Raw genomic sequence first — 23,336 nt, forward strand, 5'->3', positions numbered from 1 at the left:
CCTGTTGCCTTACCCAGGAAGATAAGAAGTCAACCGGGACCGTCCTTGCCAGGCTCGGCACTACACCGCTCGAAGAGGCGGCGGGGGCCCACAAGGCTCCAGCGGAAGCCGTCCACGGCATAATCGACCTCCACCTGCCCGTTGAAGGAAGCCGCCGCGTGACGCTTGATGATCGTGGTGCCAAAGCCCGTGGCGGCAGGCTCCTTAACCTGCGGCCCGCCTGTCTCCTGCCAGGTGACCCGCAGGAACGGCTCGTCCGCGCCCTCCTTCTCGACAGGCGCCCAGGTGAGGTCGACTCGACCTTCCGGCACGGAGAGCGCACCGTATTTGACGGAGTTTGTCGCCAACTCGTGCAGCACGAGGCCAAGGTTCTGCACCGCCTCGGCGCGCAGCACAAAATCCTCGCCCGACAGTTTGACGCGGTGGCGCGTTTCGGCAAAGATTTCCAGATGCAGCGCCACGACCCGCGTCATCGCGACACCGGCCCATTGCTCCTGCGCCAGCATTTCGATGGATTTTCCAAGCCCCTGCAGGCGCTCGCCGATGGCGCGCTGAAACTCCTCCATGGTAGTGCCGCGCCGCGCCAGCTGGCGCATCATCGCCTGCACCAGCGTCATGATATTCTTCGTGCGATGCACGAGTTCATGCATGACGAGATGCGCGCGGTCTTCCGCTTCGGACCGATCAAACGACGCATTCGACAGCGCAATGGCAATATGGTTCGCTTCCGTGATCCGTGTATTGACCGGAGAGACGATTTCGCCGCGTCCGATGCGATCCGCCATGGCGGCAATCTGGCGGATCGGAACACGCAGCTGGCGGGCGACCGCATAGGCAATGATCAGCCCGACGGCAAGGATGATGAGGCTGCCGGAGATGAGGTAGCGCGAAGCGGTGATGATGCTTTCTTGCGCTGTGGCGATCGGGCCCCAGACCACCACCTTCCAGGGCCAGTCCTGCAGGCGAGCGTAACCATACATTTGTCGGGGCTTGCCGCCGATATCCTCGATCGTGCCGCTGACCCCGCTCATCAAGGCTTGCGTTTCCTGTGCGAATGGCGGCGTCTCCCCAGCGCCGGCGGCCGTTGAGGTCACGATCCGGTTGTGCTGGTCGAGAACGGCCACGGACCAGCCGTGAGGCAGGCTTTCGGCGCTGATCAGCCGCTGCAGGTCCTCGGCGTTCTGCGTAAGGACCAGCGCCGCCCCGACATGGGAAAGCTCTGGCGGCAACGGCATCATCACGTTGAACACCCAGCGCCTGGCATTTGCGCCGACGAAGACGGAGGACACCTCGATCCGCCTCGACGAAAGGGCGGCTTGCAAGCCCTCCTTATCCGCCATCGGCCGCAGGGGTTCGCCGAAATCGGTACGCGTATTGAGCTTCTGGCTGCCATCGGCATTGGCAAGCACGATGAACCGGGCACTGCTGCGCAGACTGCTGCGGGTTCTTTCGTGGAAGGACTTGAGGTCGCCGGTGGTGAGTTCCGGTGCATTGGCGATCAGCCGCAGCGTGGTGACGGAATCGCGCAACTCCTGTTCGATAGAACGGGCGATGGCACGGGCATCTTCCTGCGTATCGCTGTTCAGAATAGCGCGCTGCTGGCTTTCCAGCTGCAGCATCAGGAAGACGACGAAGGCGACCAATGGCAGGGCGATAACGGCCGACAGAGCGACAAGGTAGAAGCCGATGGAGGCCGTCGGGAAATCGCGCGAAAGCCTGCCCATCGCGCAATCAACCCCGCAGACGTGACGATTGAACGTTCCTGGCCGTGGCCCTCATGCCCTTTCGCCCCCCGCTGCACTGCCGATCTTTATGTTCTAACCGACTTCGCCCTCGGAACCAAGTGATTATGCCCATTGCAGAAACGGGTTGGCCGCCCCCTGCCCGGCTTGATTGTCTCTGGTCACCTCCGCCGTTGGGCAGCAGTCTCACCGCCACGTCAACGTCGCGCTCGCGCCTATTCCGGCTTGTGCCGCTTCAGCCCCTCATCATAATGCGGCGACCATTCCTTGCCGATGTGCTGGCCCGGTGGCTCCTTGTGGGCCGTTGCGTCCTCGGAGCCGGTGATGACGGTGGGCTTTGCCGAATCGACACCGCTTGCCTTGCGATCACCCTGATTCTTGCCGAACTGCCCCTTGGCGTCCTGCCTTATGGTCGCTGCGTCATTATCCTGGGGAATATCCTTGCGCATCGTCGCCTCCTGCCGGGTTTGTGCGCGCGCAGCGGTTGCTGCACGCCTATTGCCTTATGAACCGGTGGCAACAGCGAAGGTTCCACTTCTCCAGTATTGCGGGCCCGGCTTCCGGGGTCCATGCGCAAACGGGAGTTGCACCGCCCGATCCATGCGCCGTGCCGCGGGCTTGCACGGGCAGAAACGACATGTTCCACCCCCATAAAAAGTATGATTTATATGCCGCCGGGATGAGGAACAGGGTAAGCAGGAGGACGATAATGACGCTTGAGGAGACCGGGTGGCCGAAGCGGTTGCCGGGTGCGCGAGCCGCCGCCAGGGGCAGTGGCTCGGAAAAGCCCACGTTGCGCACGATTGCCGAGCTGACCGGGCTTGCCGTCACCACCGTCTCCCGGGCTCTGGCCGGCGCGCCACAGATTGCGCTGGAAACGCGCCTTCGGGTGGCCCGGGTGGCGCAGGACATCGGCTATCAGCCCGACAGCGCCGCCCAGCGGCTTCGCACGGGCCGCACGCATGTCATCAGCCTCATTCTCGACCCGCACGAGGAAATCCTCGGCTATGCCACCTCGATGATCGGCGGATTGTCCAAGGCGCTGCGCGATACGCCCTACCACCTGGTCATAACCCCGCATTTTTCCGACCGTCCGCAGGTCGAGCCGGTTCGCCACATCATCCGCAACCGCACGGCAGACGGTGTGATCTTTACCCGCACCGAGCCGCAGGACGAGCGGGTGAAACTGCTTCTGGAAAATGATTTCCCCTTCATCTGCCACGGTCGCACCGAGCTTGCCACGCCGCATCCATATGTCGACTACGACAACCACGCCTTTGCCTACCGCGCCAGCCGCCGGCTGATCGAGAACGGCTGCCGCAAGCTTGCAATCATCCTGCCGCCCTCGCAGTTCACCTTTTCCCGCCATATGCAGGATGGCTTCATGGCCGCCGTCGGCGAGGCAGGGATCGCCTATGAAATCCCTGGCGACATCACCATCGACAGCCGTTCGGCCGCGATCCGTGACTGTTTCTTCGAAGCCTTTGGCAAACGCGACCGCCCGGACGGGGTGATCTGCGGCGGCGAGGTCATTGCCATGGCGGTGATGGCGGCAGCCCATGACCGCAGCCTGACGCTCGGGAGCGACGTGCATGTGGTCACCAAGCAGACATCCGGCCTCTTCGACCAGGTCCGGCCCCGCATTCCCACCATCCGCGAGGATCTCTTGGAGGCGGGCGTGCAACTCGGTACGCTTCTGATGGAACGCATCCTGCGCCAGACGCCGGTTGCAGACCTTCAGCACCTGCAGACGGTGGAGAATTTTTGAAGAAGGCCCCCGTCGTGGGACGGGAGCCTTGCGGTCTGCTTCTCAATCTTCGTCCTGGAACACCACTTCGCGCTTGGCCCGCACGCTCGGCACCAGCACCACGATCAGCACGCCGAGCGCCAGTGCCAGAAGCGTGGCGCTGATCGGCCGCGTCACAAAGGTCGACGGATCACCGCGCGACAGGATCATGGCGCGCCGCAGGTTTTCTTCCAGAAGCGGCCCGAGCACAAAGCCGAGCAGCAGCGGCGCCGGCTCGCAGCGCAGTTTCACCAGCACGTAGCCGATGAAGCCGAAGAAGGCGACGGCATAGAGATCGAAGACGTTGGAATTGACGCTGTAGACCCCGATGGAGCAGAAGGCCATGATGATCGGGAAGAGCACGTAATAGGGAATGGTGAGCAGCTTCACCCAGAGCCCGATGAGCGGCAGGTTCAACACCACCAGCATCAGGTTGCCGATCCACATGGAGGCGATGATGCCCCAGAACAACGCCGGCTGTTCGGTTGCCACATTCGGCCCCGGCACGATGCCCTGGATGATCATCGCGCCGATCATCAGCGCCATAACCGGATTTGCCGGAATGCCGAGCGTGAGAAGCGGAATGAATGAGGTCTGCGCACCGGCATTGTTGGCCGATTCAGGTCCTGCCACACCGGCGATCGCGCCCTGGCCGAATTCCTGCGGGTTTTTCGAAACGCGCTTTTCCACCGTATAGGAGGCAAAGGCGGCGAGGATTGCACCGCCGCCGGGCAGAATGCCGAGCGCCGATCCGATTGCCGTGCCGCGCAGGACCGGGGCGACCATCTGGCGGAAATCGTCGCGCGTCGGCATGAGGCCGCTCACCTTGGAAATCAGCACCGAACGGGTCTTTTCGTTTTCCAGATTGCGCAGGATTTCGGCAATGCCGAAGACGCCGACTGCGACCGCCACGAAATTCAAGCCATCGGCATATTCACGGATGCCGAGCGTGAAGCGCGGCGTGCCGGAATAGATATCAGTGCCGACAAGCCCGAGCAGCAGGCCGAGCACGACCATCGCAAGCGCCTTGACGATGGAGCCGGAGGCGAGCGCAATCGAGGAGACGAGGCCGACCACCATCAGCGAGAAATATTCGGCCGCGCCGAACTGCAGCGCGATCGAAGTGAGCGGCGGAGCAAAGACGGCAACCAGGAAGGTCGAGACCGTGCCGGCAAAGAACGAGCCCAAGGCCGCAATGGCAAGTGCGGCTCCGGCGCGCCCCTTGCGCGCCATCTGGTAACCATCGATGGCGGTGACCGCAGACGAGCTTTCACCCGGCATGTTGATGAGGATGGCGGTGGTCGAGCCGCCATACTGGGCGCCGTAATAAATACCGGCGAGCATGATCAGCGAGGAGACCGGCTCCAGCTGGAACGTGATCGGCAGCAGCATGGCAATGGTTGCCGTGGCACCGATGCCCGGCAAAACGCCGATGAGGGTGCCGAGAAGCACGCCCACCAGGCAGAAGAACAGATTGGCAAGCGAGGTCGACGTGGAAAAGCCGAGGGCCAGATTGTGAAAGAGTTCCATCGATGCCTCCTAGTAACCGAGCCAAGGGCCAAAACTGCGGAAAGGCAGGCCAAGGCCGTAACTGAAGACGAGCACGGAAAACACCGTGATGGCGGCCGACAGCACAACAGCCATGACCGGCTTCATCCGCGACGAGGCGAAGGAGGCAATGAACGCCGCAAGAAACAGCGCCGGCACGAAGCCGAGCCCGCGCACAGTAAAGCCGAACACGATCGGCGCCGGCAGGATGAAGAGCAGGCCGCGCCAGGCTATGGCGCCGACGCCTTCATGCACGGTGCGCAGAGACTGGATCACGATGATGGCGCCGAGCACGATAAGCGCGCCTGCGAGCAGCAGAGGAAAATATCCCGGCCCCATGCGAAACGCGGTGCCAAGCGTAAGGTCCAGCGACTGCGCAGCAAAAAACAGCCCGAGCGCCACGAAGATCGCGCCACAGAGCGCATTTGTCCTGTCGATTACTATGGATTTCATGGTGTCCCCGTTGGTCCCCTGGAGATCTGCACGAGAGGGCGCGCTCGACGCGCCGGCCGGTATGCGCCCGGCGGTCCTGCCGCCTTTCGCAACGGGAGCCGGCGTCGCGCCGGCTTTCCCACCTCTCAATGTCCTTTGAACGCATGGCCCCTTCCCTTAGGAGAGAGGCCATGCGGCCGGCGTCTCAGTCGGCGTACTGGCCGGCCCCTTCGATGACCGGCTTCCAGCGGGCGATCTCGGTTTCGAGCTTGACCTTCAGCGCAGCCGGCGTGGCGTCGGAAGCCGAAGACGGGGCCGTGCCGAGTTCGGCAAAGCGGGCTGCAACGTTCGGATCCTTCAAGGCCACCTGCAGGGCCTTGGACAGCCGTTCCGTAACAGCTGCCGGCGTGCCCTTCGGCGCATAGATGCCGTGCCAGATGCCGACTTCGAAGCCGGCCAGGCCAGCCTCGACCGCCGTCGGTACATCCTTCAGCACATCCAGACGCTTGGGCGAGGTGACCGCATAGGCCTTGATCGTGCCGCCCTGGATCTGCTTGGTGGTGTTGGTGGTCTGGTCGCACATGATGTCGACCTGACCGCCGAGAAGGTCGGTCATCGCCGGTCCCGTGCCCTTGTAGGGAACCGTGACAAGCGGCGTCTGGATGGCACTCATGAACAGCATGCCACACAGATGCGAGGCAGCCCCGATCCCCGCATTGGCAACGGTAACCGTATCCTTGTGGGCCTTGGCATACTCGATCAGGCCCTTCAGATCCTTGGCTTCCAGATCCTTACGCGCGACGATCGTCATCGGCACATCGGTGACGAGACCGACATATTCGAAGGACTTCAGCGTATCATAGGCGAGCTTGCGATAGAGCGTGGCGCTGGTGGCCATGCCGATATGATGCAAAAGCAGAGTATAGCCATCGGCTTCAGCGCTTGCCACGCGCCCGGCGCCCAGCGTGCCGCCGGCACCGCCGACGTTTTCGATGATGATCTGCTGGCCGAGATCCTTCGACATGGCTTCGGCCACCAGGCGCGAGACCGTATCGGTCGGGCCACCCGCCGAGAAGGGCACGATCATGGTGATCGAACGTTCCGGATAACCGGCCGCCTGAGAGACGGTGGACGACAGGGCAAGAGCGGCAAACGCGGTCGCACAGGCGATAGCCTTGATGATTTTCATCGACATCCTCCTCGAGATGAAATCCGGCCGGTCGCTGACGGCTCCTCCCCCAGCAACCAGATGAGGCCATCTGTTCCCGCACACGGCTTTCATGCAACAACCCGATGAAGGCCGCCGCCCTTCAAACCGCGATACTGCAGTGCGGCATGGGTCGATTTCTTCCCATCGCGGCGTTTTCATGGGTGGATTTCCACCCATCGGCGTCGCCGCTTAGTCTTCCCCTAGCTCCATCAGGCTTTCCGGCGACAGCAGCTTCTTGTCGAGGCCATATTTCTGCATCTTCTCGTAGAGCGTCTTGCGGCTGATTCCGAGCTGTTCGTAGACGGGCCGAAGGGCCCCGCCATGGGCGGCAATGGCACTCGCGATAATATTGCGCTCGAAGGCTGCAACGCGGTCGGAGAGCCTACCGCTGTCCGGCTTCACCAGCGCGCCGCCATCGCCCGGGCGCATATCGAGGCCGAGCACAAGCCGGTCGGCGGCATTGCGCAGCTCGCGCACATTGCCCGGCCAGTCACGCTGGGCAACCGAAGCCACCACTTCCTGGGGCACGTCGATATCGTCGCGGCCATAGCGGGCGCAGGCTTCGCGCACCAATTGCAGGAAGAGCAGCGGAATATCCGCCCGGCGCTGGGCAAGCGAGGGCACGCGAAGGGTTGCGACATTCAACCGGTACAGAAGGTCGGCACGAAAGCGGCCGGCCGTCACTTCCGCTTCCAGATCGACCTTGCTGGTGGCGATAAAGCGCACGTCGAGGCCGACCGTCTCGTTGGAGCCGAGCCGTGTGATCACCCGCTCCTGCAGCACGCGCAGGAACTTTGCCTGCAGGTCGAACGGCATGGAGCCGATCTCGTCGAGTAGGATCGTGCCTCCCCGGCCATGCTCGAATTTGCCAAAGCGCGGACGAAGCGCACCGGGAAAGGCACCCGCCTCATGGCCGAACAGCTCGCTTTCGATAAGGTTTTCCGGCAGTGCCGCGCAATTGATGGCGATGAACGGCCGGTTGGCGCGCGCGCTCACATCATGCAGCGCCCGCGCCACCACTTCCTTGCCCACACCCGTATCGCCGATCACCAGCGTGTCGGCATCGGCTGCCCCGATGGCGCGGATCTGGTAGCGCAGATCGACCATGCCCTGGGTGCGCCCCGGCAGCCGGCTTTCCAGGTCATCGCGCTTGCCCGCCACGGCCCTCAGGCGCCGGTTTTCGAGAACGAGACCCCGCCGGTCGAGCGCTCGGCGGATGACGCCCGAAAGATGCGTCGTGGTGAACGGCTTTTCGATGAAATCATAGGCGCCTTCCCGCATCGCCTTCACCGCCAGCTGCACGTCGCCGTGGCCAGTCACCAGGATGACCGGGATTTCCGCGTCGAGTTCCCGGATCCGTTGCATCAGCGTCATGCCATCGAGGCCCGGCATGCGGATATCGCTCACCACGACGCCGTCAAAGGCATAGCCGATGAGTTCCAGAACGTGGTCGGCACTGGCAAGCGTCTGCACCGAAAGCCCGGACAGCTCCAGCGCCTGCGCGGTGGAGCGGCGCAGTTCCTCCTCGTCGTCCACCAGCAAAACCCGCTGCATGCGTCCCAGCCTATCCTTGTGTCCGCTCGCCTGCCGGCTGCAGCCTGATGCGAAAAAGCGCCCCGCCCTGGGGGTGATCGCTGACGTCCAGGCTGCCACCGAAGTCCTTGATGATGTTATAGGAGATGGAAAGGCCAAGTCCCAGCCCCTTGCCGACACCCTTGGTGGTGAAGAAGGGATCGAAGATGCGCTCGCGGATGGCCGCCGGCACGCCGGGCCCGTGGTCACGCACGAAAATGGCCACGAGTCCATCTTCCGGCCGGGCGGATATCTCGATCTCCCTCTCCTCCAGCCCCTCCATCGCATCGGCGGCATTGGTGATGATGTTGACGAGCACCTGCTGCAGGCGCACGAAGCCCGCCTCCACCGCAAGATTGGGTGACGACAGATCGACGACGAGCGTCGCGTCGGCGGCTTTCAGGCGGGCGGCGACGATGTCCAGCGTGTCCCGGATCACCTCATCGAGCAGCACCGGCCCGAGTTTCTCGTTGGGTTTTCTGGCAAAGTTGCGCAGGTGCCGGGAGATCGACGCCATGCGGTCGATGAGCGCCGAGATGCGGCGGATATTGTCGTTCGCCTCCTCCAGACGGCCGCGCTCGATGAGAACGGCGGCACTGTCGGTATAGGTCTTGGCGGCCGCGAGCGGCTGGTTGAACTCGTGCGACAGCGCCGCCGACATCTGGCCGAGCCCGGCAAGCTTGCCGGCCTGGATGAGATCGGCCTGGGTCTGACGCAGCTGCTGTTCGGTGAGACGCCGTTCGGCGATTTCCTCTTCGATGCGCGTATTGACGCGGGCAAGGTCGGCGGTGCGCTCCACCACGCGCCGTTCCAGCTCGCCCTGCGCTTCGGCCTGCAGCATAAGACGCTCGGCAAGGCGCTGACGCCGCTGCAGCAGGATGGCAAGGCCAAGCCCGGCCAGACACAGAAGCAGGAACCCGGCGATCACGACGGTCTGCGCCTGCGCCCGAGCGGATGCCGTATCTGTGAGCACATTCACCGTCCAGCCCGCCTCCGGCATGGCTTGCGACAGCGCCAGATATTCGCGCGTGCCCTGACGTTCGACGATGCGCACGAGCCGGTGGCCAGCCTCCATGACTTCGGTCGAGGGCAGCGGCTTCAGCACCGCATCGGCATAGCGGCGCGATGCGCTCGTGCGTGCCAGCCGTTCGGGTGTCAGCGGCAGCACGGCATTGTAGAGCCATTCCGCCGTGCCCGTCATGAAGATGATGCCTTCCGGATCGGAGACGAAGATGCGTGCATCACCCCCCACCCAGGAGGCCTCGATCATGTCGATGTCCACCTTGAACACCAGGACACCGAGGATGCGGCCGGAAATTTCGATGGGCGAGGAAAAATAGTAGCCGCGCTTGGCCGATGTGGTGCCGAGCGCATAAAAGCGGGCCTGAGCCCCCTGTGCCGCTTCCTGGAAATACGGCCGGTAACTGAAATTCTGCCCGATGAAGCTGGTCGGCAGTTCGAAATTGCTGGCAGCGATCGTCTGGCCATCCATGGTCATCATGTAGATGTCAGAGGATTTGAGAAGGGCATTGATCTCGCTGAGATAGCGGTTGGTCGCGTGGCGGATCACCACATCGTCCGGATGCTGGATCAGTGCCTCTATGGCCGGCTGGTCGGCAAGAAGCGCCGGCAGTGCCTCGTAGCGACGCAGATGCCCTTCAAGCGCAGAAACGGCCAGACGAAGCGTTGTCGCGCCTTGCGTTTCGGCCTCGCGCAGGTAGCGCTTCTTGATGACCTCGCCGCCATAGACGACGAACAGGATGCCGATGAAAAGGATGGCAAGAACCGCCGCCTGTGCCGTCAAGAGCCGCCGGCGCGGTCGCGCGCGGTCCGCGGTACCGTCCCCCTCGCCTCGTCGCATCAGACCCGCAAAGGCACCTGCAGGCTCGGCTCGCCCGTTTTCTGCCACCGTTTCCGATCCTCCCACTCTCCCCTTGGGGCAGTTGAGCCGATCTTTAGCGTACACTCAAGTGCGTCGCGCCGTTTTGCGCGCCGACCGGACGCGCCACCGTTTCAGCCCGGACACCAAGAGTTCAGACGATCGTGAGAGGGGATCGGTTGCAATGCGCCCTGATGGGCGTAGTCTTGCGATACCGTTGGCCATTGCACGGGGCGCCGGCGGCTGGAAGACGAGCAAAAGCTTTCGCCCTCTATGAAGGAGGTGGCAAACGTGACCATATCGGCTGCTGAAACCACACTCGAACCGCAGGAACTCGCATTTCTGCAGACCTGCTTTGATGTCTTGCGCCGGGAACGCGGCTTGGAGGGCGTGGCTCTCAGCGACAAGCGCGCGGCCGACAATCTGGCTGCCGAAATCATCGAGCTCTATCGCACCGGCATTCGCGATCCGGCTGAACTGACCGCCAAGCTGAGCTCCTGAGAGCCGGCCCGCAGCAAGCCCGCCGCACAGCCTGCCGGCGGGCTTTTCCGTTCAGCCTCTTTGAGACGATCAGCGCTTGGCCAGAAGATCCCGCTCGTCGCGCATGAGGTAAAGTCGCGTGACGACATCAAGATGAGTTTCAAGCCAGGCTGCCATCGCCGCCTCCTGCTTGAGGATGGTCTCGAACACGCCCACCGCTTCGGTGTCACCCAATTCGTCCGCGGCCGTGAGCAACACCCGGTAGAGCGCGATCTTTGAATGTTCGAAGCCATAGGCCGCCATGGCGATCCGCACCACCTCGTCGGCGGCCAGCATCCCGGTCATGCCCTGCGCCACGGCTGAGAGCCGACCGGCCACACCCTTCAGCACCGAGCCGCTTCCCGAAGCGCGGTCGAGAAGCCGCAGCAGAACGTCCGCCTGTGCTTCGGTCTGCGTCAGGTGCTCCTGCAGGCGCTCGCGCAATTCCGGATAGTTCTCGATGCGGGCGATCTGGGCGCGCAACAGAGCCGATGCCTGCACCTCCAGAGCGTGCGCCTCGCCAAGCCAGGCAATGAAATGGTCGACGGAATGGGCCATCAACAAACTCCTTCAATCTTCGTCAGTCGGCGCCGGTCAAAACCTCAGCCGGAGACGACCTCTCCTGCGGCTTTTGATCCTATCCCAGGATTCAGCCCTTTCCTTGACATAAATGCCGCAACAAAGATGGGAACGATCTCCCGGGCTTGCGGTTCAACAGTCAGCAAACGAGGAGATGATCATGCCAGCCCCGCGCGATCCGAGCGAACAGCCGCCGATGCCGTCCCCCGTCTGGGCTCCCGAGCCGCCGATCCAGGAACCTGAACCGGACCGGTTGCCCGATGAGACGCCTTTGCCAAACCCGGACGAGACGCGCGAGCCGCCGGCACAATTCTAGCCGGCCGGCGCGTGGCGGAACTTCCCGCCGCATTCCTGAAGTTTGATCGATCCGCAACTTGTCGTGCCCCGGACGGGAACCGGCGTCGCACCGGTGCGTTCTGTGCCCAGAGCAGGGATCCAGAAGGTGACGATCGTGGACGCGAGCATGTACAGCGCCGGCCAGAGCCAGACAGCGCAAGGCAAAACAGCACAGGGCCAGACATCAAAGACGGCTTCCATCATCCGTCCCGGCCGCAATGCCTGGCGTGAAGCCGTTACAAGCCGCGCCGCCTTTCTTGTCGATGGCGCTGAATATTATCAGCGCCTGGCGCAGGTTCTGGCCAAGGCCGAAAAATCGATCTTTATCGTCGGCTGGGATTTCAATCCGCACATTCGCCTGACGCCGGAAGAGGACGGAAGCCCGACCCTTGGCGAAATTCTGCGCGCGCAGGTGGAGGCCCATGAGGGGCTGATTGTGCGCATTCTCGTCTGGGGCATGGGGCCGATCTATTCCGGCAAAAGCTTCAAGCTCTTCCAGAAGACCGGATGGAACGACCATCCGCGCATCAAGCTGGAATTCGATTTCCGCCATCCGGTCCGTGCCAGCCATCACCAGAAAATGGTGGCGGTGGACGATGCGGTGGCGTTTCTCGGCGGCATCGACCTCACGGCCCGCCGCTGGGATGACCGCCGGCACGCCATTCCCAATGCGCTGCGCTGCTCGCCGGACGGCACCTGCTATGGACCGGTGCATGACCTGCAGGCCATTCTGGCCGGTGATGGCGCCGTTCTGGTGGGAGACGCCGCCCGCAAGCGCTGGAAACGCGCAACCGGCGAAGTCTTGAATGCCGATCCCGGCAATGCCGAGTCACTCTGGCCGCAGGATCTGGCGCCGTCGCTCACCGATTGCCCGGTGGCACTGGCGCTGACCGAACCGCTTCTGTGGAACGGCAAACGCGGCCGCCGCGAGGCGGTGCAGCTGACGCATGATGCGCTTCGCGCGGCACGGCGCCACATCTACCTGGAATCCCAGTATCTGGCCTCGTTTACTGTCGCCCGCACGCTGGCCGAGCGGCTGCAGGAGCCGGACGGCCCCGAGATCGTCATTCTGGTGACGCGGGAATCGCACGGGCTCCTCGAAAAACTGATGATGGGCCATAATCGCAACCGGCTGATCCGCCGCCTGAAGCGGCTGGACCGCTACAATCGGCTGCGTGTGTACTATGCCGTGACGCGGGATGGCGAGGGCAAGGAGACGGAGATCATCGTCCATTCCAAGCTGGTGGTGATTGACAACCGCTTCGTGCGCATCGGCTCCTCCAACCTCAACAACCGCTCGGAAGGGCTCGATACGGAATCCGACATCGCCTTCGAGCCGACGACCGACGAGGGTCGCCGGGCGCTGACTGCCTTGCGCGACGATCTGATTGCCGAACATCTGGAGGCAAGCCCTGCCGATATCTCGGCCTCGATTGCCGAGACCGGCTCGCTGATCCGGACCATCGAGCAGTTCAACAGCAGGCCGCGCGGTCTGAGGCCGTTCGTCATTGCAAGCAATGGCGAGACGGAGTCGCTGATCGGCACCTCGCTTGCCGATCCCCGCCGGCCGTTCTGGCCGTTCCGCCAGCTGAAGGTCGGCACGCGCTGGGCGCTGTCACGCCTGACGCGCAGCTTCACCTGACGGTTCACGCTCCGGCGCCAGCCGGCGGAAATAGGCTTCCGACACGAGGAAGACCGGCACACCGATCAACAGCGGAATGAAGTAATAGAGCACGCGGAAAGCAACCAGCGCCCCGATCGAGGCGCTGGCGGGCAACAGCATCAGCATGGTTGCCTCCAGCACCCCAAGCCCGCCCGGAACATGGCTCAGCATCGCGGCAATCGTGGCCGTCACATAGGACGCTGCCACCTGCAGATAACCGGCATCGGTAAAGGTGGCGAGCAACTGGTGGAGCGCGCCGGCCACGCAGCCGAAATTGACGGTGCCGACGGCAATCTGCGCCAGACACATCTTCGTCTGCGGCATCTCCATGCGAAACGAGCGGAATTTGAGCGGCGGCCTTCCCCAGATGGAGCAGACGACATAGGCGACCGGATAGGCAAGAAACAGAAGTCCCAGCCAGAACCGAGCTGCTGGATCGAGATCAAGCATGCCGTCGCCCGTCGGCGGCATGAAGAGAAGGGTGATGGCTGCGAGCATGCTGAGGCCGAGAAGCACGGTTGCCCCGCAAAACAGGATGACCTTGGCCACTTCATCGCCCGAAAGCCCCCAGCGCGTATAGAAACGGTAGCGAACCGCACCGCTCGATAGTGCTGCCCCTCCTACATTGTGGCCGATCGACAGTGCCGTGAAAGAAGCAAGTGCCGCACGCCGGAAAGGTTGCGGCCTGCCGACATAGCGCAGCGCCAGCCAGTCGAAGCCGGACAGGCAAAGATAGGAAGCCGCGACAAAAAGCGATGCCGTGACAAGCCGCCAGGGCGGGATCATGGATAGCGAGCTGCGGATATCCTCAAGACTGTAGCGGCTCAGACTTCGATAGACGAGTACAGCTGCAATACAGATGATTGCGGCCACGAGTAGTCGGATGATCTGCCGCGTCACGTCAGCTCCCTCGCTCTTCAGGTGGTTTCGGCACGATGGCCAAAGGTGAGTTTTGCGTTAAGGGAACGAAACGCGCGGATAGGGGTTCCCTGCCTCATGATCGAACCTGTCGAAGATACGGGCCCTGTGCCACGCCGGACCATCCGCATCCTCAGCTATAATGTTCACAGTTGCGTGGGCACGGATAAACGGCTCGATCCGGGCCGGGTCGCAGACATGATCGCGCAGATTTCGCCCGACATTATCGGTCTGCAGGAACTCGATGTCGGCCGAAAGCGCAGCGGCGGCATTGACCAGGCCGAAGCGATTGCCAGCCTCTTGAAGATGGATTTCCAGTTCCACCCGGCGCTCAGCGTCAAGGAGGAGCGCTATGGCGATGCGCTTTTGACCGCCTTTCCGATGCGTCTTCGCCGCGCCGGCGCGCTGGCCTCGATCGGGGAACCGCGCGGCGCCATCTGGGCGGACATCGATGTGGACGGCCAGCCCGTGCAGGTGTTCAACACACATCTTGGGCTGCTGCGCCGCGACCGGCTGCGCCAGGCCGAGGAGCTTGTCGGGCCGGGCTGGCTCGGCCACCCGGATGTGCAGGGAAAGCCGACCATCCTCATCGGCGATTTCAACTCGATCCCGTCCTCGGCCCCCTACCGGACACTTGCCGCCCGGATGCAGGATGTGCGCCATCACGCCGGCGGGCTTGCAAAACCGACCTTTCCCTCGCGCTTTCCGCTTCTGCGGCTCGATCACATTTTTGTCTCGGGCGGCCCGCGGATTTTAAGCTCCGAAGCGGTGGAACATCCCTTGGCCCGCCGCGCATCCGACCATCTTCCGCTTCTGGCCACGGTCGAGATCTGACGCAGATCGGGGAAACCAACCCGCGACAAACAGCAAATTAACCAAGGGCACTTTACGGCGAAGCAACCCCGCCCATTTCATGGGGGTGTGACACTTTGCCTGCGCGGATCCGCCCGGCTGCGGCAACGCTACGCATTGTGCAGCGCAGCAGATGCCCCGAGACTGCCTTTACCAGCGCCCCGCAGCCACGGGGTCGGACAAAGAGCGAGTGCCCCCATGTTTGACAATTTCGATGCCACGATGCTGGCGCGAATACAGTTCGCCTTCACCGTTTCCTTCCACATCATCTTTCCGGCCTTCTCCATCGGGCTTGCAAGCTATCTTGCCGTGCTGGAGGGCCTGCACCTCTGGACGAAGAAACCCGTCTACATCGAGCTGTTCGACTTCTGGAAAACCATCTTCGCCATGGCCTTTGGCATGGGCGTCGTCTCCGGCATCGTGATGTCCTACCAGTTCGGCACGAACTGGAGCGTGTTTTCCGACAAGGCTGGCCCGGTCATCGGCCCGCTGATGGGCTATGAGGTGCTGTCGGCCTTTTTCCTCGAGGCCGGCTTCCTGGGTGTCATGCTGTTCGGCCGCAAGCGCGTCGGTCCGGCCCTGCATTTCTTTGCAACCCTGATGGTGGCGCTCGGCACGCTGATGTCGGCGATCTGGATCCTGGCGGTCAATTCGTGGATGCAGACGCCAGCGGGCTTTGCCGTCAACGATGTCGGCCAGTTCGTGCCGGTGGACTGGTGGGCGGTGATCTTCAACCCGTCCTTCCCCTATCGCTTCGTCCATATGGTGATGGCGGCCTATCTCACCACGGCGCTCGTCGTTGGCGCGGTCGGCGGTTATCACCTGCTCCGCCGCACCGCGCCGCTTCGCGCCGGCACGATGTTTTCCATGGCGATGGGCATGATTTCCGTCGTCGCCCCCCTGCAGATCCTTGCCGGTGACGCGCATGGTCTCAACACGCTGGAGCACCAGCCGGTGAAGGTCATGGCGATGGAAGGCCATTATGATAGCCATCCGGATGGCGCACCGCTCATTCTCTTCGGTCTTCCGAACCCGCAGGAGAAGCGGATCGACTATGCGGTCGAGATCCCGAAACTGTCGAGCCTGATCCTCAAGCACGATCTCAACGCGCCGCTTGCGGGCCTCGACACGGTGCCGGACGAGCTGGAGCCGCCGGTCACCGTGGTCTTCTGGTCCTTCCGCGTCATGGTCGGGCTCGGCTTTGCCATGCTGGGACTTGGGCTCTGGAGCCTCTACTGTCGGTTCCGGCACACGCTTTACCAGGCAAGCGGGCTGCATCGGCTGGCTGTCGTCATGGGCCCCGCCGGTTTCGTCGCCGTACTCGCCGGCTGGATCACCACGGAAGTCGGCCGCCAACCCTACACGGTCTATGGCCAGTTGCTGACGGCGCAGTCGATATCGCCCGTTTCGGCACCGGCCGTCGCCTCCTCGCTGATTGCCTTCGTCATCGTCTATTTTCTCGTCTTCGGCGCGGGTACATTCTACATCCTGCGGCTGATGGGCAGGTTGCCGCGTGACCCAGACGGCCATCTCGGCCAGGGGCCGATCCGCACGGCCGGCATCACGCCGGCCTCCGGCCTTGCGGACGGTCACGCAGCCCATTCAGTTTCTCATGCCCATTCTCATGGAGGTGCCCACCATGGCGCTTGATCTTCCCTTCATCTGGGCGGCCATCATTGCCTTTGCGGTGCTGGCCTATGTCATCCTTGACGGTTTCGATCTCGGCGTCGGCATCCTGTTTCCGTTTTTCGATGCCAAGCATGATCGCGATGTGATGATGAACTCGGTAGCACCCGTCTGGGATGGCAACGAGACCTGGCTGGTGCTCGGCGGTGGAGGCCTGCTTGCCGTCTTTCCGCTCGCCTATGCCACCATCCTGCCGGCCCTTTACGCCCCGCTCATTGCCATGCTGCTGGCGCTGATCTTCCGCGGTGTCGCCTTCGAATACCGCTGGCGCTCGAAACGGGCCGAACGGCTTTGGGACGGAGCCTTTGCCGGCGGCTCCACCGTCGCCGCCTTCTGCCAGGGCGTGGCGCTCGGCGCGCTGGTGCAGGGCATTCCGGTGGTAAACCGCGCCTATGCCGGCGGCTGGTGGGACTGGCTGACGCCCTTTTCCATCGCAACCGGCTTTGCGGTTCTCGTCGGCTATGCGCTTCTCGGCGCAACATGGCTGGTGATGCGCACGAGCGGGGATCTGGCCGCGCGCGCCCGGCGCTTTGCCTTTGCAACCGCGCTTCTCACCGTCCTTGCCATGGCATGCGTCAGCCTGTGGACGCCCTTCCTCAAGCCCGACTATCTCGACCGCTGGTTTCGCTATCCGACCGCGATCTTCAGCGTCATCGTCCCGCTTCTGGTGATCGGCTGCCTCATGGTACTGCTGAACGGGCTGAAGACGAAGCATGACAGCCGGCCGTTCCTGGCGGCACTCGGGCTTTTCGTGCTGGCCTATGCCGGCATAGGCATCAGCTTTTATCCCTATATCGTGCCGACGTCGGTCACGATCTGGGATGCCGCAGGGCCCGACAAGAGCCTTGCCTTCCTGCTGGTGGGTGCAGCCGTGCTGGTGCCCGCCATCCTTGCCTATACGGCCTATGCCTATTGGGTGTTTCGCGGCAAGGTGAACCCGGAAGAGGGATACCACTGATGGCATCGAAGATGGCCCGGCAGATCGGCTGGTTCGTGGCACTCTGGGCGGCCGGCGTTCTCAGCGTCGCCCTCGTCGGGCTGATCATCAAGCTGTGGCTCGGGGCGTGAGCCGCCCCGGCCGTCGTGAAGGGTTAACGCCGTGTCAGCGCCACGAGATACCGCGATGGCTCGGCACCCGGATTGAAGAACACGCAGGCGCTGGGCGGACCAAGCTCCAGACAATCCCCCGGCGCCAGATGGTGGAGCGTCTCGCCCTCAGAAAAATCCAGCTGTCCTGACAGAAGCCAGATCTGCTGGCGCTGGAAGGCAAAGGCAGACGCCGGATAGGGAATGCGCACGCCAGCCGGCAGCGTCACCTCGATCAGTTCCAGAAGCCCGCCATTTGGAACCGACACCGCCCGGCGCGTATAGCCGGTTTCGGGATCCGTCCAGACCGGCTGGTCGCTCATGCGCGAGAGGCGGTCGTCGGCGCGCTCGGCAAGCGCCAGCAGCACCGAGAGCGGCAGGCCGAAGGCGCCGGAGAGGCGGCCGAGAACCGTGGCTGTCGGGCTTGCCTCACAGCGCTCGATCTTGCTGATCATGGCCTTGGAGACACCGGAGCGCTCGGCCAGATCCGACAGCGACCAGCCGCGATTTTCCCGCTCGATCCGCAGGCGCTCGGCAATCGCCTGCCCGCTCAGAATAAAGGCGCCAGACGCTGCCGGAAGATCCTCGCCGCCCATTCTTGCATTTCCTTAAAATCGTCTCTTATAGTGGACGACAGAAATCCTATACGAAACAGCTGGCGGGCTGCAAACCATTTAACCGGGAAAGCCGGAGGGGAATAATGCGCGAAATCCGCTTCAACGCCTTCGACATGAACACGGTCGGCCATATTCAGCAGGGTCTGTGGCGGCACCCGCGCGACCAGTCGTACCGCTATCATGAGATCACCTACTGGATGGATTACGCCAAGCGGCTGGAGGCAGGCCTGTTCGACGGCATTTTCCTTGCCGATGTGTCGGGTGTCTACGATGTGCTGGGCGCAAGCGCCGATGCGGCCATCCGGGGAGCGGTGCAGGTGCCGGTCAATGACCCGATGATGCTGGTGCCGGCCATGGCCGCCGTCACCACGCATCTCGGCTTCGGGGTGACGGCAAACCTCACCTACGAGCCGCCCTTCCTGTTTGCCCGACGCCTGTCGACGCTCGATCACCTCACACAGGGACGCATCGGCTGGAACATCGTCACCGGCTACCTGGACAGTGCCGCGCGTGCCCACGGTCTTGCGGGCCAGATGGCGCATGACGACCGCTACGATCTGGCCGATGAATACATGGAGATCGTGTATCGCCTGTGGGAGGAAAGCTGGGAGGACGACGCGGTGGTGTTTGACCGGGACGCCGGCCTCTATGCCGACCCCGCCAAGGTCCACAGGATCGACCATCAGGGCCGGCAATACAGGCTGGAGGCGATGCATCTCACCGCCCCCTCGCCGCAGCGCACGCCGGTGCTTTACCAGGCAGGCTCTTCGCCGCGCGGGCGAAAATTTGCCGCAACGCATGCCGAATGCGTCTTCGTCAACGGCCAGAAGATCGACGGCGTGAAGGCGATCGTCGAAGACATCCGCAAAAATGCGGTCGATGCCGGCCGACAGGCGGATGATATCAAGGTGTTCATGGGCGCCACCATCGTCACCGGCCGCACCGAAGCCGAGGCGCGCGAAAAGTTCGAGGACTACAGGCGCTATGTCAGCTCGGAGGCAGCCCTCGTGCACGCCGCGGCCTCCCTGGGTATCGACTTTTCAAAATACGATCCGGACGAGCCGATCGAGACCGGCAAAAGCAATGCCATTACCTCCAATGTCGAGGCAATGACCCGCGCAGCCGGCCCGCAATGGACGCGCCGCAAGCTGCTTCAGCAGATGGTACTGGGCAGCCGGCAGGCCCCGATGGTGGGTGCCGCCGATGATATTGCCGGGCGGTTGATCGCGTGGAGCGAACAGGCCGGCATTGACGGGTTCAACCTGTCGCGCACCGTCGTTCCGGAATGTTTTGACGACATCATCGATCTCATCGTGCCGATCCTGCAGGAGCGCGGAGCCTACAAGACCCATTATGCTGAAGGTCCGATGCGGCAAAAGCTGTTTGGAACGCCGCGCCTGCCGGACCGGCACGTGGGCGCAAGCCACCGCAGAAAGACATCCTGACCGGGTGCGGCAGGAGGGCGAGCAGCGCCTCGGCCCTGGAAAATGCTTCTGGAGATTCCGGCTTGTATTCCCGGCACCCAGCGCTGCGGCCATGCTGTGGCTGCACCGCCGGACGTGGGCCGCCTGAAACGCGGCTTCAGGCGCCCCTGGTCGGGATACGGTTTTCCAGCTGCCGGAAGGCAAAGACCAGAATGCCGGTGAGGCAGAGATAGATGAGCGCCAGAAGCAGCAGCGGCTCATAGGTCAGGAAGGTTTCCTGGCGCACGCGCGAAATGATGGCGTAGACATCCACCACCGTGACCGTCGCCACAAGCGGGGTCGATTTGAGCTGCAGCACCGTCTCGCCGGTCAGTGTCGGCAGCGCGCGGTGAATGGCGCGCGGCAACCAGATGCGGCGAAACAGCGTGAACGGACCCATGCCATAGGCGCGCGCCGCTTCCAGCTCTCCGCGCGGCACGCCGGCAAAGGCGCCGCGCATCACCTCGCCCTCATAGGCGGCAAAGGAAATCATAAGCGCGGCAAAACCATAGGGCCAGGCCTGGCGCAGATAGGGCCAGAGGAAAGAGGAGCGGATTTCCGGATATTGCGCAAACAGCGAGCCGAGCCCGTAATAAAGCAGCCAGAGCTGCAAAAGAAGCGGCGTGCCACGGATCAGCGTGCAGAAGCCGCTCGCCGCCCAGGCCAGCGGCTTTGGCCCCGTCACCTGCACGAGACCGAGCGGCACGGCAAACAGGAAGCCGACGATGGCAGTGGAAAACAACATCAGCAGCGTTTCGCCAATGCCGTAGATCAGCCGTTCCTGATAGCGCGGCAGCCAGTCCCAGCGCATGAACCAGGCCACGCAGAACACCAGCACGGCGGCAACCGCCATGAGAAACAGGCGATGCGGCTCAAACAGGCTGCGCGCCTTAGGCGCCACATAGGCGGCCGGGCTTTGGGCCTCGCTCATCAGGCGCCTCCCTGACGGACAAGGCCGCGGCGGGCGCGTTTTTCCAGAAGGCCGATCAGCAGGTTGGAGATGAGCGTGACAGCGAGATAAAGCGCACCGGCAGCGAGGAAAAAGGTGAGGTAGGCCTTCGTCGTGCCGGCCGCCTGGCGCGTGACCAGCGTCAGTTCGGCAAAGCCGACGACGGCCAGCAGCGCGGTATCCTTGGTGGCGATCATCCAGAGGTTGGACAGACCCGGCAGCGCATAGGGTAACATCGCCGGCAGCGTGATGCGCCGCAGCGACAGAAGCGGCGACATGCCATAGGCGCGCGCCGCCTCAAGCTGCCCCTGGGGGACGGACAGGATCGCGCCGCGCAGCACCTCGGTCGAATAGGCCCCCTGCACCACGCCGATGACGAAAATGCCGGCGGCAAGACCGCTGATATCGATGGACGGCAGCCCAATCAGCGCCGTCAGATGGTTCACCGCATCGGTGCCGGCGTAATAGAGAATGAGGATGAGCACGAGTTCCGGTACGCCGCGCACGACGGTCGTATAGACTTCCAGGAGATCGCGCAGGATCGGCCCGCCCCACAGCTTGCCGGCCGCGCCGCCGGTGCCGATGAGGAGGCCAAGCAGATATCCGCCGAACGCCACCTGCAGCGAGTGGAGAAGACCGGTCAGGAGTACGCCGCCCCAGCCCGGAGACCAGAGCGAGAGAAGTTTGAGAGTGGCGTCCATGAAGAGGCGCTTTCAGAGCCGGAGAGGCACGTCCGGCCCGACACACAAACGTGCGGGGCCGGACGAACGGATCTCTGTCGGCTTAATTGCCGTAGATGTCGAAGGCGAAATACTTCTTGGAGATCTTGTCGTAGGTGCCATTAGCGCGCACGGCCTTGATGGCGGCGTTGAACTTGTCCTTCAGCGCCGTATCTTCCTTGCGAAGGCCGATGCCGATCCCGGTGCCGAGAATTTCCGGATCGTCCTTCACATTGCCCTTGGATTCGCAGCAGGCCTTGCCCTGCTCGCTGTCGAGGAACGCCTGCAGCGTAATGAGGTCAGCCTGGGTGGCATCGATGCGGCCGGCGGCCAGATCCTGGTTTGCCTCGTCCTGAGTCTGGTATTCCTTGATCTCGGAAACGACCGGCGCAAAATACTTCTTGGCATAGTCAGCCGAGACGGTGGACACCTGGACGCCGAGGATCTTGCCCTTCAGGCCTTCCGGCGTGGCGGTGAACTTCTCGCTCTTCGGACCGATGACGGTCGCCGGCGTGTTGTAATACTTGTCCGAGAAGGCGATCGTCTTTTCGCGTTCTGCCGTGATCGACATGGAGCCGATGATGGCATCGATCTTCTTGGAGGTCAGCGCCGGAATGATGCCATCCCAGGCAACCGGGGTGACGACACATTTTTCCTTGGCTTCGGCGCACAGCGCATCGATGAAGTCGATTTCCCAGCCGACCCACTTGCCGCTCGCATCCGGCGAGGAAAAGGGCGGATAGGGTTCCGCGGCAACGCCGATCTTCAATTCCTGGGCGGCAGCCGAGCCGAAGGCTGCAGCGCTGACGGCAAGCGCAATTGCGGTGGCCTTGAGCAGATCTTTCATGATTTTCCCCTTTCGGTGATGCTTTGCGTTTTTGGTTCTTGTTAGTGGATGGAGCTGATGAACTTCTTCAGGCGCTCCGACTGCGGGTTCTCGAAGATTGCCTCCGGCGAACCCTGCTCCTCGATATGGCCTCCATGCAGGAACACCACATGGTTGGCCACCTGGCGGGCAAAGGCCATTTCATGGGTCACCAGGATCATCGTGCGCTTTTCGCGCGCCAGATCGCCGATGACGGAGAGAACTTCGCCGACCAGCTCGGGATCGAGCGCGGATGTCGGCTCGTCGAAGAGCATCACCAGCGGCTGGATGGCAAGTGCGCGGGCAATGGCTGCACGCTGCTGCTGGCCACCGGACATGAAGGCCGGATAGGCATCGCGCTTCTCGTAAAGGCCGACGCGGCGAAGCAGCGTCTCGGCGGTCGCAATCGCCTCATCGCGCGGCTGCCCGAGCACATGCACCGGCACTTCAATGACATTCTGCAGAACGGTCATGTGCTGCCACAGGTTGAAGCTCTGAAATACCATGCCGAGTTTGGTGCGGATGCGCTGAACCTGGCGACGGTTGGCCGGCAAGAGACCGCCATGGCCATCCTTCTTCATCTGGATGGTTTCGCCGTGGATGGACACTTCACCGGAGGTCGGCAATTCCAGGAGATTGATGCAACGCAAAAATGTGGATTTGCCCGACCCGCTGCCGCCGATCAGGGCAATCACATCACCCTGATTTGCACTCAGAGAAACACCCTTTAAAACCTCAAGCGGACCAAAGCGCTTAAAAAGGTTTTTCACTTCAATGGCTTGCGCCGTTTCCGCCATGTTACCTTCACCGCCGGACGTTCATCGCCCGGTCTGCTCTGCCGACTATTCCCCCAGCATGTTGTTCTTCTTGCGCGGTGCTGGCGCCGCATGATCAGGACTTAGTTTTGCACTTGTC

Annotated in this window: 22 protein-coding genes; 8 read left to right on the top strand and 14 right to left on the bottom strand. The window is 63.0% G+C overall.

Going from position 1 to position 23,336, the window contains the following annotated elements:
• Window positions 1-29 precede the first annotated feature (29 nt).
• Complete coding sequence (locus tag ACEXP3_RS08145) at window positions 30-1,724, bottom strand: HWE histidine kinase domain-containing protein (RefSeq protein WP_377296784.1); 1,695 nt, start codon at window positions 1,722-1,724, stop codon at window positions 30-32.
• Window positions 1,725-1,957: 233 nt separating this feature from the next.
• Complete coding sequence (locus ACEXP3_RS08150) at window positions 1,958-2,191, bottom strand: hypothetical protein (RefSeq protein ID WP_377296785.1); 234 nt, start codon at window positions 2,189-2,191, stop codon at window positions 1,958-1,960.
• A gap of 260 nt (window positions 2,192-2,451) precedes the next feature.
• Between ACEXP3_RS08150 and ACEXP3_RS08155 the strand changes: the two genes are divergently transcribed.
• On the top strand, window positions 2,452-3,510 hold the full coding sequence (locus ACEXP3_RS08155; protein ID WP_377296787.1) for a LacI family transcriptional regulator: 1,059 nt from the start codon (window positions 2,452-2,454) through the stop codon (window positions 3,508-3,510).
• Window positions 3,511-3,552: 42 nt separating this feature from the next.
• Here ACEXP3_RS08155 and ACEXP3_RS08160 read toward each other — a convergent pair whose 3' ends face one another.
• The 5 genes from ACEXP3_RS08160 to ACEXP3_RS08180 all read right to left on the bottom strand — a co-directional run bounded on the left by ACEXP3_RS08160 (window position 3,553) and on the right by ACEXP3_RS08180 (window position 10,151).
• Complete coding sequence (locus ACEXP3_RS08160) at window positions 3,553-5,058, bottom strand: tripartite tricarboxylate transporter permease (RefSeq protein ID WP_377296788.1); 1,506 nt, start codon at window positions 5,056-5,058, stop codon at window positions 3,553-3,555.
• Between the two features lie 9 nt (window positions 5,059-5,067).
• Entirely contained in the window at window positions 5,068-5,529 is a 462-nt protein-coding gene (locus tag ACEXP3_RS08165) for a tripartite tricarboxylate transporter TctB family protein (protein ID WP_377296789.1), read from the bottom strand.
• Between the two features lie 184 nt (window positions 5,530-5,713).
• Window positions 5,714-6,697 (bottom strand): tripartite tricarboxylate transporter substrate-binding protein, encoded by a 984-nt coding sequence (locus ACEXP3_RS08170; protein ID WP_210105412.1) that lies wholly within the window; start codon window positions 6,695-6,697, stop codon window positions 5,714-5,716.
• A gap of 210 nt (window positions 6,698-6,907) precedes the next feature.
• Window positions 6,908-8,272: a sigma-54-dependent transcriptional regulator gene (locus ACEXP3_RS08175; protein ID WP_210105411.1), complete on the bottom strand. Its 1,365-nt coding sequence runs from the start codon at window positions 8,270-8,272 to the stop codon at window positions 6,908-6,910.
• Window positions 8,273-8,282: 10 nt separating this feature from the next.
• The gene (locus ACEXP3_RS08180; RefSeq protein WP_377296905.1) at window positions 8,283-10,151 is read right to left on the bottom strand and encodes a sensor histidine kinase; all 1,869 of its coding nucleotides are present in this window, start codon (window positions 10,149-10,151) and stop codon (window positions 8,283-8,285) included.
• 309 nt (window positions 10,152-10,460) lie between these two features.
• Here ACEXP3_RS08180 and ACEXP3_RS08185 point away from each other — a divergent pair, with 309 nt between their 5' ends.
• Window positions 10,461-10,670, top strand: coding sequence for a hypothetical protein (locus ACEXP3_RS08185; protein ID WP_377296790.1), 210 nt, complete (start codon window positions 10,461-10,463; stop codon window positions 10,668-10,670).
• A 69-nt stretch (window positions 10,671-10,739) separates the two neighbouring features.
• Here the strand turns inward: ACEXP3_RS08185 and ACEXP3_RS08190 are convergent, their stop codons facing one another.
• On the bottom strand, window positions 10,740-11,246 hold the full coding sequence (locus ACEXP3_RS08190) for a ferritin-like domain-containing protein (RefSeq protein ID WP_377296791.1): 507 nt from the start codon (window positions 11,244-11,246) through the stop codon (window positions 10,740-10,742).
• A gap of 181 nt (window positions 11,247-11,427) precedes the next feature.
• Here ACEXP3_RS08190 and ACEXP3_RS08195 point away from each other — a divergent pair, with 181 nt between their 5' ends.
• Window positions 11,428-11,583, top strand: coding sequence for a hypothetical protein (locus tag ACEXP3_RS08195; protein ID WP_210105408.1), 156 nt, complete (start codon window positions 11,428-11,430; stop codon window positions 11,581-11,583).
• Window positions 11,584-11,709: 126 nt separating this feature from the next.
• Window positions 11,710-13,245 (top strand): phospholipase D-like domain-containing protein, encoded by a 1,536-nt coding sequence (locus ACEXP3_RS08200; protein WP_377296792.1) that lies wholly within the window; start codon window positions 11,710-11,712, stop codon window positions 13,243-13,245.
• On the opposite strand, the gene ACEXP3_RS08205 is transcribed toward ACEXP3_RS08200, so the two are convergent.
• Window positions 13,219-14,166: a lysylphosphatidylglycerol synthase domain-containing protein gene (locus ACEXP3_RS08205; protein ID WP_210105407.1), complete on the bottom strand. Its 948-nt coding sequence runs from the start codon at window positions 14,164-14,166 to the stop codon at window positions 13,219-13,221. The two genes, ACEXP3_RS08200 and ACEXP3_RS08205, sit on opposite strands and share 27 nt — an antisense overlap.
• Window positions 14,167-14,262: 96 nt before the next feature.
• Between ACEXP3_RS08205 and ACEXP3_RS08210 the strand changes: the two genes are divergently transcribed.
• From ACEXP3_RS08210 to cydB, 3 genes are all read left to right on the top strand, one after another.
• Window positions 14,263-15,018 (top strand): endonuclease/exonuclease/phosphatase family protein, encoded by a 756-nt coding sequence (locus tag ACEXP3_RS08210; protein ID WP_377296793.1) that lies wholly within the window; start codon window positions 14,263-14,265, stop codon window positions 15,016-15,018.
• Window positions 15,019-15,234: 216 nt separating this feature from the next.
• Window positions 15,235-16,686, top strand: a complete 1,452-nt coding sequence (locus ACEXP3_RS08215; RefSeq protein WP_377296794.1) for a cytochrome ubiquinol oxidase subunit I — start codon at window positions 15,235-15,237, stop codon at window positions 16,684-16,686.
• Window positions 16,676-17,680, top strand: coding sequence for a cytochrome d ubiquinol oxidase subunit II (gene cydB, locus ACEXP3_RS08220; RefSeq protein WP_377296795.1), 1,005 nt, complete (start codon window positions 16,676-16,678; stop codon window positions 17,678-17,680). The genes ACEXP3_RS08215 and cydB overlap by 11 nt, the downstream gene beginning before the upstream one ends.
• 133 nt (window positions 17,681-17,813) lie before the next feature.
• On the opposite strand, the gene ACEXP3_RS08225 is transcribed toward cydB, so the two are convergent.
• On the bottom strand, window positions 17,814-18,404 hold the full coding sequence (locus tag ACEXP3_RS08225) for a helix-turn-helix domain-containing protein (protein ID WP_377296796.1): 591 nt from the start codon (window positions 18,402-18,404) through the stop codon (window positions 17,814-17,816).
• Window positions 18,405-18,508: 104 nt separating this feature from the next.
• Here ACEXP3_RS08225 and ACEXP3_RS08230 point away from each other — a divergent pair, with 104 nt between their 5' ends.
• The gene (locus tag ACEXP3_RS08230; RefSeq protein WP_377296797.1) at window positions 18,509-19,870 is read left to right on the top strand and encodes an LLM class flavin-dependent oxidoreductase; all 1,362 of its coding nucleotides are present in this window, start codon (window positions 18,509-18,511) and stop codon (window positions 19,868-19,870) included.
• Between the two features lie 136 nt (window positions 19,871-20,006).
• Here the strand turns inward: ACEXP3_RS08230 and ACEXP3_RS08235 are convergent, their stop codons facing one another.
• The 4 genes from ACEXP3_RS08235 to ACEXP3_RS08250 all read right to left on the bottom strand — a co-directional run bounded on the left by ACEXP3_RS08235 (window position 20,007) and on the right by ACEXP3_RS08250 (window position 23,218).
• A complete protein-coding gene (locus ACEXP3_RS08235; RefSeq protein WP_377296906.1) occupies window positions 20,007-20,822 on the bottom strand; it encodes an ABC transporter permease subunit in 816 nt (271 codons plus the stop codon).
• Complete coding sequence (locus tag ACEXP3_RS08240) at window positions 20,819-21,538, bottom strand: ABC transporter permease (protein WP_377296798.1); 720 nt, start codon at window positions 21,536-21,538, stop codon at window positions 20,819-20,821. The genes ACEXP3_RS08235 and ACEXP3_RS08240 overlap by 4 nt, the downstream gene beginning before the upstream one ends.
• 82 nt (window positions 21,539-21,620) lie before the next feature.
• The gene (locus ACEXP3_RS08245) at window positions 21,621-22,403 is read right to left on the bottom strand and encodes a transporter substrate-binding domain-containing protein (protein ID WP_210105399.1); all 783 of its coding nucleotides are present in this window, start codon (window positions 22,401-22,403) and stop codon (window positions 21,621-21,623) included.
• Window positions 22,404-22,444: 41 nt separating this feature from the next.
• On the bottom strand, window positions 22,445-23,218 hold the full coding sequence (locus ACEXP3_RS08250; protein ID WP_210105398.1) for an ABC transporter ATP-binding protein: 774 nt from the start codon (window positions 23,216-23,218) through the stop codon (window positions 22,445-22,447).
• Window positions 23,219-23,336: the final 118 nt, after the last annotated feature.

The organism is Neorhizobium fuzhouense, from assembly GCF_042611105.1.
In the GTDB taxonomy this organism is placed as follows: Bacteria; Pseudomonadota; Alphaproteobacteria; order Rhizobiales; family Rhizobiaceae; genus Neorhizobium; species Neorhizobium galegae_A.